Annotated in this window: 11 protein-coding genes; 7 read left to right on the top strand and 4 right to left on the bottom strand. The window is 59.4% G+C overall.

Annotated elements, in window-relative coordinates:
* Positions 1–3: 3 nt before the first annotated feature.
* The 3 genes from NGK70_RS24190 to rpe are packed head-to-tail and all read right to left on the bottom strand — an operon-like array spanning position 4 to position 2,770.
* Positions 4–888: a phosphoribulokinase gene (locus tag NGK70_RS24190; RefSeq protein WP_251970993.1), complete on the bottom strand. Its 885-nt coding sequence runs from the start codon at positions 886–888 to the stop codon at positions 4–6.
* Positions 889–928: 40 nt separating this feature from the next.
* Positions 929–2,026, bottom strand: a complete 1,098-nt coding sequence (locus tag NGK70_RS24195; protein WP_251970994.1) for a class 1 fructose-bisphosphatase — start codon at positions 2,024–2,026, stop codon at positions 929–931.
* Positions 2,027–2,086: 60 nt separating this feature from the next.
* On the bottom strand, positions 2,087–2,770 hold the full coding sequence (rpe, locus tag NGK70_RS24200; protein WP_251970995.1) for a ribulose-phosphate 3-epimerase: 684 nt from the start codon (positions 2,768–2,770) through the stop codon (positions 2,087–2,089).
* 223 nt (positions 2,771–2,993) lie between these two features.
* On the opposite strand from rpe, the gene NGK70_RS24205 reads away from it, so the two are divergent.
* Genes NGK70_RS24205 through NGK70_RS24215 form a run of 3 tightly spaced genes read left to right on the top strand, consistent with a single transcriptional unit; the run spans position 2,994 to position 4,622 of the window.
* Positions 2,994–3,242 (top strand): type II toxin-antitoxin system Phd/YefM family antitoxin, encoded by a 249-nt coding sequence (locus NGK70_RS24205; protein WP_251970996.1) that lies wholly within the window; start codon positions 2,994–2,996, stop codon positions 3,240–3,242.
* Positions 3,239–3,625, top strand: coding sequence for a type II toxin-antitoxin system VapC family toxin (locus tag NGK70_RS24210; protein ID WP_251970997.1), 387 nt, complete (start codon positions 3,239–3,241; stop codon positions 3,623–3,625). Before NGK70_RS24205 ends, NGK70_RS24210 begins: the two co-directional genes overlap by 4 nt.
* 25 nt (positions 3,626–3,650) lie before the next feature.
* Positions 3,651–4,622, top strand: a complete 972-nt coding sequence (locus NGK70_RS24215) for a LysR family transcriptional regulator (protein WP_251970998.1) — start codon at positions 3,651–3,653, stop codon at positions 4,620–4,622.
* A 10-nt stretch (positions 4,623–4,632) separates the two neighbouring features.
* On the opposite strand, the gene NGK70_RS24220 is transcribed toward NGK70_RS24215, so the two are convergent.
* On the bottom strand, positions 4,633–5,856 hold the full coding sequence (locus tag NGK70_RS24220; RefSeq protein WP_251970999.1) for a cation:proton antiporter: 1,224 nt from the start codon (positions 5,854–5,856) through the stop codon (positions 4,633–4,635).
* Positions 5,857–6,177: 321 nt separating this feature from the next.
* Between NGK70_RS24220 and NGK70_RS24225 the strand changes: the two genes are divergently transcribed.
* The 4 genes from NGK70_RS24225 to NGK70_RS24240 all read left to right on the top strand — a co-directional run bounded on the left by NGK70_RS24225 (position 6,178) and on the right by NGK70_RS24240 (position 11,991).
* Positions 6,178–8,079, top strand: coding sequence for an NACHT domain-containing protein (locus tag NGK70_RS24225; protein WP_251971000.1), 1,902 nt, complete (start codon positions 6,178–6,180; stop codon positions 8,077–8,079).
* A 53-nt stretch (positions 8,080–8,132) separates the two neighbouring features.
* On the top strand, positions 8,133–9,146 hold the full coding sequence (locus NGK70_RS24230; RefSeq protein WP_251969112.1) for an IS701 family transposase: 1,014 nt from the start codon (positions 8,133–8,135) through the stop codon (positions 9,144–9,146).
* A gap of 174 nt (positions 9,147–9,320) precedes the next feature.
* Positions 9,321–10,793 (top strand): hypothetical protein, encoded by a 1,473-nt coding sequence (locus NGK70_RS24235; RefSeq protein WP_251971001.1) that lies wholly within the window; start codon positions 9,321–9,323, stop codon positions 10,791–10,793.
* Positions 10,794–11,058: 265 nt separating this feature from the next.
* Positions 11,059–11,991, top strand: coding sequence for a dihydrodipicolinate synthase family protein (locus NGK70_RS24240; protein WP_251971002.1), 933 nt, complete (start codon positions 11,059–11,061; stop codon positions 11,989–11,991).
* The last annotated feature ends 11 nt before the right edge of the window (positions 11,992–12,002 follow it).

Below are 12,002 nucleotides of genomic sequence, written 5' to 3' on the forward strand. Positions count from 1 at the left end.
GGCTCAGAGGACACCAATCGAGCGACGACGGCGCTCCATCATTCGCCAGATGTAGGGCGTGAAGATCAGCTGCATCGCCAGCTCCATCTTTCCGCCCGGCACCACCAGGGTGTTGGCCCGGCTCATCCACGAGTTGTTGATCATGTTGAGCAGGTAGGGGAAATCGATGCCCTTCGGGTTGGCGAAGCGGATCACGCAGAGCGACTCGTCGGCGGTGGGAATGTCGCGGGCGATGAAGGGGTTGGAGGTATCCACCACCGGCACGCGCTGGAAGTTGACGTGCGTGTGCTCGAACTGCGGGCAGATGTAGTGCACGTAATCGGGCATGCGGCGCAGGATGGTGTCGGTCACCGCCTCGGCGCTGTAGCCGCGCACGTTCTTGTCGCGGTAGAGCTTCTGCACCCACTCCAGGTTGATCACCGGCACCACGCCGATCAGCAGGTCCGGGTGGCGGGCGATGTCGATCTCCGGCGTCACCACCGCGCCGTGCAGGCCCTCGTAGAACAGCAGGTCGGTGTCGGCCGGCAGGTCCTCCCAGGGCGTGAAGGTGCCGGGGTCCTGCTTGTAGGGCGCCGCCTCGCCGGGGTCGTGCAGGTACTTGCGGCGCTTGCCGTTGCCGCATTCGCCATAGCTGCGGAACAGCGCCTCCAGCTCGGGGAAGAGGTTGTTCTCCGGCCCGAAGTGGCTGAAGTGCTTGTTGCCGCCCTTCTCCGCCTCGGCCTGGCGCTTGCGCATCTCCAGGCGGTCGTAACGGTGGAAGCTGTCGCCCTCGATGACGGCGGCCTGGATCTTCTCGCGGCGGAAGATGTTCTCGAAGGTGCGCGTCACCGACGAGGTGCCCGCGCCGGACGAGCCGGTGATGGCGATGATCGGGTGTCTCTCGGACATGGTGGATCTCCTGGATGCTGAAAAATTCGGTGCGGGCGGCTCAATCGCGGAACAAGCTGCGCTCTTGAAAGAGGGGCGCGGGCGCCTCACGGGTGACCGGCTCGTGGTGGTAGCGCTCGATGCGCTCGACCTCGTTCTTCGAGCCGAACACCAGGCCGATGCGCTGGTGCAGCGCGCTGGGCTTCACGCCCAGCATCGGCTGGCGGCCGGTGGAGGCGCGCCCGCCCGCCTGCTCCATCAGGAAGCCGATCGGGTTGGCCTCGTAGAGCAGGCGCAGCCGGCCGGGCTTGGACGGGTCCTTCATGTCGCGCGGGTACATGAACACGCCGCCGCGCATCAGGATGCGGTGCGCCTCGGCCACCATGCTGGCAATCCAGCGCATATTGAAGTCGCGCCCGCGCGGCCCGGTCTTGCCGGCCAGGCACTCGTCGACGTAGCGCTTGACCGGCGGCTCCCAGAAGCGCGAGTTCGACGCGTTGATCGCGAACTCGTGCGTGTCCGCCGGTACGCGCACATCCGGGTGCGTCAGCATGAACTCACCCAGGTTCGGGTTCAGCGTGAAGCCGGCCACGCCGTTGCCGACGCTGAGCATGAACATCGTCGTCGGCCCGTAGAGCGCGTAGCCGGCGGCCACCTGGCTGGCGCCGGGCTGCAGGAAGTCGGCCTCCACCACGTCGCGGCCGCTGTCGATGACGTCCTGCGGCGCACGCAGGATCGAGAAGATGCTGCCCACCGAGACGTTGACGTCGATGTTGGAGCTGCCGTCCAGCGGGTCGAACACCAGCAGGTACTTGCCGCGCGGGTGCGCCGCCGGGATCTGCGAAGGCTCTTCCATCTCCTCGGAGGCCATGCCCGCCAGCGTGCCGGACCACTCGTTGCGGCGCAGGAAGACCTCGTTGGACAGCACGTCCAGGGGCTTCTGCACCTCGCCCTGCACGTTGGTCTCGCCGCCCACCGCGGCGTTCACCGCCGCCCCCAGGCCGTCTGCCAGCTCGCCGAAGGCGACGGTGCGGGCGATCGCCTTGCAGGCGAGCGACACATCCAGGATCAGGGCGTTCAGATCCCCGCTGGCACCGGGGAAGCGGCGCCGCTGGGCGATGAGGTACTGGGTCAGGGTGGACCGGCTGGACAAAGGCATGGTGGGAGGCTCACTGGGTTGTCGTCGGATTTCTGGGAGCGAGAGGGGACTAGCGGGGGACTAGCGGGCGCCTTCGAGCTCGGCGCGCATCGCGTCGATCACGGCGCGGTAGTCGGGCTTGCCGAAGATCGCGCTGCCGGCCACGAAGGTGTCGGCACCGGCGTCGGCGATGCGGCGGATGTTGTCCACCTTGACCCCGCCGTCGATCTCCAGGCGGATGTCCCGGCCGGACTGGTCAATGAGCCGCCGCACCCGCTCGGCCTTGCGCAGCGTGTGCTCGATGAAGCTCTGGCCGCCGAAGCCGGGGTTCACGCTCATCAGCAGGATCACGTCGACCTGGTCGATCGTCCACTCCAGCACGTCGATGGGCATGGCCGGGTTGAACACCAGCCCGGCCTGGCAGCCCGCGCCACGGATCAGCTGCAGCGTGCGGTCCACGTGGGTGGACGCATCGGGGTGGAAGGTGATGATGTCCGCGCCGGCCTTGGCGAAGTCGAGGGCCAGCGCATCCACCGGCTGCACCATCAGGTGCACGTCGATCGGGGCCGGGCTGCCGTCGGGCTTGACCGCATGCTTCTTCAGCGCCTGGCAGACCATCGGGCCGAAGGTCAGGTTGGGCACGTAATGGTTGTCCATCACGTCGAAGTGGATCCAGTCGGCGCCGGCGGCGATGACGTTGCGCACCTCCTCACCCAGGCGGGCAAAGTCGGCCGAGAGGATGCTGGGGGCGATGCGGAAGTTCATGGCGGCACCAAAGGATCCGAAAAGACCGGGCCGCCGAAAGCAGGAAGGAGAGGAAGAGACGCGAGAGATGACGGCCCGGTGACTGCAATGTAGGCAGCGGGTTGTTTAAGGTAAATTCACTGATGTTTGTGTTTCGATTCAGGGAAACTAAATCGAATCCAACCAACCCGTTGAACGCCTTGAGACTGGTTAAACTAGACGGACTTAGTCCGGTCGAAACACGATGGAAACCGTCAACATCCACGAAGCCAAGACCCACCTCTCGCGGCTGGTGGAGCGCGCCGCACAAGGCGAGCCCTTCGTGATTGCCAAGGCTGGCAAGGCATTGGTCAAGGTGATGGCGCTGGCCACCCCGGAGGCGGGGCACATGCGCCGCACCGGCTTCCTGACTGGCGAGATCAGCGTACCGGACGACTTCGACCGCATGGGCGCCGACGATATCGAGCGGCTGTTCGGCGGCGGCACACCATGAAGCTGCTGCTCGACACCCATCTGCTGCTTTGGGCTGCAGGCATGCCCGACCGCCTGCCCGAGGCCGCCCGCGAGTTGATCGAGTCGCCCGCCCACGAGCTGGTCTTCAGTGCCGCCAGCCTGTGGGAAGTGACGATCAAGGCCGGACTGGGCCGGGACGACTTCCGTGTCGATGCCCGGGTGCTGCGCCGCGGCCTGCTGGACAACGGCTACACCGAGCTGCCGATCACCAGCGCCCACGCAGTGGCGGTGAGCGGCCTGCCGCCCCTGCACCGCGACCCGTTTGACCGGCTGCTGGTGGCCCAGGCGCTGACCGAGGGCATCACGCTGTTGACGGCGGACGCCCTGGTGGCGCAATACCCAGGGCCCGTGCGGCGGGTCTGAGCAGTGTCGCCCAACCCATGACGCGATGAGAACCGTCACCTTCCGCCAGCTGCGCGTCTTCGTCGAGGTGGCGCGCCACCTGAGCTTCGTGCGGGCAGCCGAGGCGCTGCACCTCACGCCCCCGGCGGTGACGATGCAGGTCAAGGAGCTGGAGTCGGCCATCGAGCTGCCGCTGTTCGACCGCCAGGGCCGCAAGGTGACGCTGACCACCGCGGGCGAGTACTTCCTGGTCTACGCCAAGCGGCTGCTGGCCACGCTGAAGGATGCGGACGACGCGATGGCGCGCTTTCGCAAGCTGGAGACCGGGCTGCTGAGCGTCGGGCTGGTCAGCACCGCGAAGTACTTCGTGCCGCGGCTGCTGGTGAAATTCCGCGAAGAGCACCCGGGCGTGGAGGTGAAGCTGCAGGTCACCGGCAACCGCGAACAGCTGGTCGCGCTGATGGTCAACGGCGAGGTGGACCTGGCGATCATGGGACGCCCGCCGCGCGAGCTGGCCACGCGCGCGGAGCCCTTCGCGGCGCACCCGCACGTCTTCGTCGCACCACCGGACCACCCGATCCTGCGCTCGGGCCACCCGCCAGTGGCGGCGCTGGCCAACTACCCGCTGATCGTGCGCGAGGCGGCCTCGGGCACGCGCGCGCTGATGGACCGCTTCTTCCAGGACCATCGAGTCGAGCCGCGCATCGCGATGGAGATGTCCAGCAACGAGACCATCAAGCAGGCGGTGATGGCCGGCATGGGCCTGAGCTTCCTGAGCCTGCACACCCTGGGCCTGGAGCTGCAGGCCGGCGTGATCGAGCTGGTGCACGTCGAGGACACGCCGGTGATGCGCATGTGGAACGTGGTGCGCCTGCAGTCACGCGTGCTGTCGCCAGCGGCCGAGGCCTTTCGCTACTTCATCCTCGAAGAAGGCGAAACGTACCTGGCCGAGCACGACCGGCCGTGGATGGGCAGCACGGTGGCGAAAACGGTGCTACCCGACAACGAGCCTGGCTGATTCGCCACCGTCAGCCCGAGCGCCCCAGCACCGCCTCCAGCCGCCGCAGCATCGGCGTCACCACCGGCACCGTCAGCATGGTGCTGGCCACGGCCATCAGCAGCAGCGCGGTGAAGGTGGCGTTGGTGATCACCGCCTTGTCCAGCAGGATGTTGGCGAAGATGATCATGATCAGCGCCTTGGTCTGCAGCAGCCAGCCGATCAGCGAGGCCTCGCCGCGCTGCCAGCCGAGGACCCGACCGGCGGCGTGAATGCCCGCGAGCTTGCCCACCACCGAGGCCAGCAGCAGCCAGCCCGCCGCCAGAAACACCGCGGCAAAGCCGCCTCCTCCACCGCCTCCCGCGCTGATGTCCCAGTTGGTGCGCAGCCCGGTGCTCAGGAAGAACACCGGCATCATCACCAGCAGCACGTGGTGGCGCAGCAGGTCCATCTGCGCCTGGTCGAACCAGTGCGAATCCATCACCGCGCCGGCCAGGAAGGCGCCGACCATGAAGTGCAGGCCCGACCAGTCCGCGCCGAAGGCACAGGCGGCCAGCCAGATCAGGCCGACGTACCAGCGGTCACGCTCCGGGATGCGCAGCATCAGCTTGCGCAGCAGCACGCTGGTCAGGCCGAACAGCGCCAGGAAGGCGGCCTGCTTGCCCACGCGCTGCCAGTCCAGCAGGATCAGCGCGAGCACGCCCCAGATGGCGATGTCGTCCAGGCTGGCGTAGCGCAGGATGCGCTGGCCGATCGGGCGGCGCAGGATCTCCAGCTTCTCCATCAACAGAATCAGGATCGGCAGCGCCGTCACCGCGCAGGACATGCCCACGCCGAGCACGAACTGCCAGCGCTCGGCCTTCGGCCCGATCCAGCCCGGCACGGCCAGCATGGCGATGGCGGCCACACAGCCCAGCACCAGCGGTGCGCCCAGCGCCAGCCCGGCGGTGATGCCGCTCTCGCGCCGGTGCGCCCAGGCCTGGCGCAGGTCCAGCTCGATGCCGGCGATCCAGACGAACAGCATCACCGCCCACCAGGCCACGCCATTGAGCGCGGTGATGACCTGCGGGTTGAAGACGAAGCGGTAGTAGTCTGGAAACGCCGCACCCAGCACCCCCGGCCCGAGCAGGATGCCCGCGACGATCTGCACCACCACCAGCGGCGCGTAGTAGTCGGTGCGCCCGAGCCGCCATACCAGGTAGGGCAGGCTGAAGATGATCAGCATCGCGATCAGGAAGATTTCGGTCGTGTTCATGGGTTCAGCTATGACGCTCGGCTGCTGGGTTAGCGGATCTTGGCAGGCCGGGCGTCGATGCGGGGGCGTGCCGGCAGCCGGACATCGGCCTTGACTCGGTCTGAATCGCGCCACTTGCGCACTGCGAGACAGGAACCACTAGGCACCAAATCTACTCAGATCAATGTTGACACACACCGACCCATATGTTTCATATAGACACAATATAACACCACTACCTTGCACCGACAATGTTTTGAACATTGTCAATCAAGCATCGTCCATTTATCTACCAAACATCAGCCTTGATCCAATATCAAGTCACTGATACAGGAGGATTTCATGTCGCTACTAGAAGTACTGATTACGAAGTTAGCCCCAGCACTGTTTAAAGCAGTGGCCAAGTACAAATTTGGACATGACTCATTTGCAACAACCTCCAGCTCTAGCGCCATAGATTTTCTTGCCAAAAAATATGGGACAGACCTAATTGAACAAACAAAATCAAAGCATTTCCTGGAAGACTTACTTATTGGAGTTTGCAAGCACATAGAAGAAAAGATAACCATTGAATTCTCCGGATTAAAAGAAAACAACAAGAACTCAGCAATTGAGGCTATCAAGCAGGCAATAGAAAATATTGACGTTACAAGTCTCGTAGTAAAGGGCAGTTTAAATCCTGGCCTTCTATCTAATGAACTGAGAAAGGAGGCTAGACGGATTCAAGGTCATGTGGATAGCAGCACCCTAGCTCTTGGAGACCTGATAGCGGAAATATGCTCAGTTCGCATTGTAACAATCGCAGAGAAACTGCCCAATCTTGAAATCAGGGTATTTCAAGAGCTACTACAACGAGACGACGATAACAGAAGAGTTTTACAGAAATTACTAAAGCATGGGGAAGACATCTTGAATGTAGCGGCTTCAAGAACAGACTCGCGTAGTAGAGAGGATACTGAGTTTGAGACAGCCTATCGACGACAACTAATACATCAACTGGATCAAATTGAACTTTTAGGTCTAACCTTGGTCGGCGGGCGAAATAAAAAATATGGGCTATCGACTGCATACGTGCAGATTCCATCGACAATTAGTGGAGGTGAGACGGCTGCCACGAGCAATCAACTACAGAGAGCCAAGAAGATGCTGGTTCGAGGTGATGCAGGCGGCGGAAAAACCACTTTCATGCAATGGTTAGCAGTACGTTCTGCGCGAAATGATCTCCCCTCCAATATGCGATCATGGGTTGGGCTGATTCCGGTTTTTGCCAAGCTCAGGGATTACTCTACAATCATAGAGCCACCGCACCCCACAAAACTGATCGAATCGTTTGCAAACAGCATTCTGAATGCTATGCCTCAAAACTGGGCTCACGAAAGAATGAGTACAGGTGCACTCTTTATCCTCGACGGCCTAGATGAATTACCAACAAAACAAAGAATAAAATGGCATGAGTGGATCAACCGCTTCGCAGCACAAACACCCAAGTCTGTTTGGGTAATTAGCTCACGACCCGCTGCCCTTGAGCGGTTACATGAAGGCCGCTCCCTTCAGGAACAATTCAACGCAGATAGATTCCTGACATTGAATCTTGAGTCCATGTCACTGCATGATTGCGAGCAATTCATTGCTCATTGGCATGAGGCCGCGAGACCGGAGGTCTCGGAAGATGAAAGGAAGCTGCTTAGCCATAGCGAGGAATCTCTTCGCAAAACCCTTCATGAACGTCCGGCTGTTGCTCAAATAGCATCAAGCCCATTGATGTGCGCGATGATCTGCGCGATCAACTTTGAACACCATCAAAGGATCCACAGCGACAGGATGGGACTCTATGCTGCGTTGCTAGATATCCTGATGCATCATCGCGATGCAGAGCGAGGCGTCGAAAACCTCGACCTACCACCGCTTAATCTCGATGAGAAGAAGACTTTACTGGACGGTTTAGCTTACTGGATGCTCCGCAACAATTACAGCGACATAGATAAATCTCTAGCCATTGAACAAATAAACGTTCTCAAAGCAAGACTTTCAAATATAGACAAGTACGCGCCAGAGAAGATATACGACGCTTTGCACGAGCGATCGGGAGTACTGCGAGAGCCGGAACATGATAAAGTGGATTTCAAACATCGAACTTTTCTCGAATTCATGGCATCCCGCTGTGCAATTGAAACCAAAGATCATGGGTTACTGGTAGGCAAGGCAAGAGAAGTAGGACTTACGCAAACGTTTAAATCAAACTAGATTATTTAATATATCGGCGCCGATTTCGTGGTATTTGTGATAATATATTCACCATGAAACCCACGAGCCGAGACTACTGCCAATTTCTGATATCCACACAAATCAACTACACGCAGACCTATTTTGCGGATCACCATCAGAGGTTTTCTCATGACGCCATAAATCGCTACTTGCAGGCTGCCAATATCAGCCCGGCCGATGTCTGGAATCTGGCCCGACGAAACATCGAATTTGACGACGATGCCTGCCTGGTTTTCGATGACAGCGTTCTGGACAAGAACCACTCGCACAAAATCGAGCTGGTGCGCAAACAGTACAGCGGCAACGCCCACGGCCTGATCAAGGGCATTGGGGTGGTCAACTGCCTGTACGTGAACATCAAGACCGGCCACTACTGGATCATCGACTGGCGCATCTATGCGCCTGACGAAGACGGCAAGTCCAAGCTGGATCATGTCCAGGAGATGTTCGACAATGCCATGGCGCACAAGAAGCTGCCCTTTCGCACCGTGCTGATGGACTCCTGGTACGCCACCATGGATCTGATGAAGCACATCCACCGGGCGGGCAAGCACTTCTACTGCCCGCTCAAGAGCAATCGCAAGGTTGACGACAGCCAAGGCCAGCAGCCCTACAAGGCGGTCAGTACGCTGCAGTGGAGTGCCCAAGAACATGTGCATGGCAAACACGTCAAACTGTTCAAGTTTCCCAGTGACATCAAGCTGAAACTGTTCCGGGTTGTGGTTGATACCAATCGCACGGACTGGGTTGTGACAAACGACCTATCTCAAGATTCGACGGACGATACGCATGAGATGTGTGCCGTGCGCTGGAAGATTGAGCAGTACCACAGGGAGATCAAGCAGGTTCTTGGCATCGAAAAATGTCAGTGCAGAATGGCCCGGTCACAGAAGAATCACATCGCCTGCGCGATATTGGCCTGGGTCCACCTCTGCGAGACGGCCAAAGCGCTGAAGACAAACATCTACAGCCTGAAGAAGGGAATCCTCTCGGAATTCCTCAAGAAGGAACTTCGGTCACCAACCATTCGCATGGCACCCATCTGACATATTGAGTCGAAATGGCGAATCATTGCGCTAGCTGAAGTGACCCTGCGTAAGTCCTAAGAAGAAAGTTGGCGGGAAACAATAGTTTTCGCTGCCGGCCACTCTCGACTAGCAGGTCGCGATGAGTTTATAAAGCAACTTCTTCGAAGACCTTTTCTAATCGGCTCTCACACATTGGAAGCCAAAGCGACCATTGCATGCTGCCTAGAGACTGCGGGCACCAACCTCAAAAAAGAATTACTTGAGCCGCTCGAAGCACTATTATCCAGCCTTTTCCCTCCGACTGACTCAGAACAAGCAAAAACACTTTCATCAGCCGCGACGCTCAACCCGGATTTGCTGTCCTTCAGGCCAGATTACACAGAAAATATTGCCGCAGCGTGCGTCCGATGTGCAAGACTATCGGGCGACAGAAAGATGTTTCGCATATTAGAAGGATACGCAAAGTTCCAATCGTCCAAGGTATATTCAGAGCTACTTTCTGCAGCACCAATTTTTGATCAACAAGAATACTATGAAAGAATCTTAAAAAATGGATACTTCCTTTCCTTCCTGCAAATCAACGATACAAATGAAAGATCAGAGCTAATTTATTTTTCTGCCATACTGAATGGGTTCGACACCATTCCTTCTAATGAGCAAGAGCTGATTATGCTGATTGAGGATTACAGGAGACACAAGAAATTAGATCTCCGGTTTTCAACAGACAAAATACAAAAGCCGATCCAGAAAAGCAGCAACAGCATAAGCGGTACATCATCGCTAATTCCAATTCGACACAATTCCCTGCAAGGTCAATCAATCAAGCTATTCAATCGGTTTGATGCAGAGAGAATATCGACACTCAAGGAGTTGGCGCATTTGCGCGTCGGCCGGTTACAGGAGGGTACTCTGTCGGCACTAGCGAGATCCTGCAAGTTGCAATCCCTCGGCATCTTCTTAGACAACTGCGACCAACTGATTGGACTTGACGAGTTGCAGGACCTAAGAACCCTCATATTATCAGGCACCAACAATGCGCCATTCACATCAAACAATGTACTAGATCTCAGCATTCTTTCGCAGTGTAAGTCAATAGAAAAATTGGTTCTATTTGATCTCGGGGACTCAACCGAGTCGAATGCAGCAAGAATTTCACTCACCCACCTGAAGGAGTTGGTCGTTATTCGATCACCAACCGGTTTCTTGTCGAGCCCGCCACCAGGAAACGCACTACGCAAGATTGCTTTGCTCTCCCAATATCCCGCGAAATGGAGCCTAAACCTCCAGGGATTTAAATCATTAATTTCGATAGACGTTTCAGTTGGCGGAGCAAATACAGTAATCGCACACCCGCCAGAATCAGTCCGCAGAATTGGAGTATGGAACGCTAGAAACTTCCATATCCCAAAACCAGACTCTCTGCCCGACCTCACTCACATCTATATCGGGTGTAACATCGAGTGGGAAGGAGTCATGTCAATCGTCGGATACAACGCCAATCGATCGGGCGTATACTTAAAGACTACTAAGGACATAGACCCCGCGTTTAATGCAAAACTCAAGAAACTATCTTATAATAGTGGGATGAAATACGGCAAGATAGAACGAAATGAACATGAACCCCTCTCCTTCAGAGTTTCGGAGGTGGGGGATTATTTTTACTGAGATTAAAACCACAGCACACATAGGGAATGTACGGACATTATTGGCGCTCTCCGACGCCTGAAGAAAGACCTCGGTGGACTAAATGGATTGGATTGCACCACGTAGAAGCCCCATGCATTCCGGGGCGTGGCTCCCGCGCTGCGCTTCACCCACGGTTGACCCGAATTGCTGAGTCGCAGGCGCCGCTGCCCGAGAAAGTTCCTGCGGCCGAGGTATTGTGGGCACCTAACATCCGCTTCCGATACGACCCACCTCGGAGCGCTGCGTGAGTTCATTTCCATCTCCTGGCCTGAACGGCATCTGGCCCGCGCTGCTCACCCCGCTGGACGAACGGCTGGACATCGACGGCCCCCGCTTCGCGTCCCATGCGCGACAGTTGCTGGACGCGGGCTGCGCGGGCGTGACGCCCTTTGGCACCACGGGCGAGGGGCCGTCGTTCTCGGTGGCCGAGCGCATCGCGGGGGTGGACGCGCTGCTCGCGGGTGGCGTGCCGGCATCGCGGGTGCTGGTGTCCACCAGCTGTGCGGCGCTGCCCGATGTCGTCGCCCTCACGCGCCATGCGGTCGAAGCCGGCGCCTGGGGCTGCCTGATGATGCCGCCATTCTTCCTGAAGGGCGTGCCCGAGCAGGGCGTGGTGGATGCGTTCTCGCAGGTCATCGACCGCGTGGCCGATGCGCGGCTGCGGCTGGTGGTCTACCACCTGCCGCAGGTGGGCGGCGTGCCGCTGACGCAGGGCGTGGTGCGCGCCTTGCTGGCGCGCTACCCGCAGACGATCGTCGCCATCAAGGACAGCGGCTGCAAGCTGGAGGACTCGCTGGCCTTCGCCGCGGCCTTCATGCCGCCGGCCGGGCCGCTGGGCGTCCATGTGGGCAACGAGCCGGATCTGCCGACGCTGGCGCGGCTGGGCAGCCGCGGGGCGGTGAGCGGGCTGGCCAACTTCATGCCGCGGCTGGTGCAGCGGCTGGTGGCCGAACCCGATTCGGCCGCCGCTGTGCGCGATCTCGAACGCGTGCAGCAGCTGCTGGCCTGGCTGGGCGGCTACGCGCTCGGCCCGGCGCTCAAGGCCATCATGGCGCTGAAGTCCGGCGAGCCGGGCTGGCTGCGCGTGCGCGCGCCGCTGCTGGCGATCGGCCCGGGCCTGCTGCCCGAGTTCGAGCGCGGCTGGCGCGCCATCGGCATCGACCCGGATCGCGACTGACCCCCGCTTTC

The organism is Sphaerotilus microaerophilus (assembly GCF_023734135.1).
In the GTDB taxonomy this organism is placed as follows: domain Bacteria; phylum Pseudomonadota; class Gammaproteobacteria; order Burkholderiales; family Burkholderiaceae_C; genus Sphaerotilus; species Sphaerotilus microaerophilus.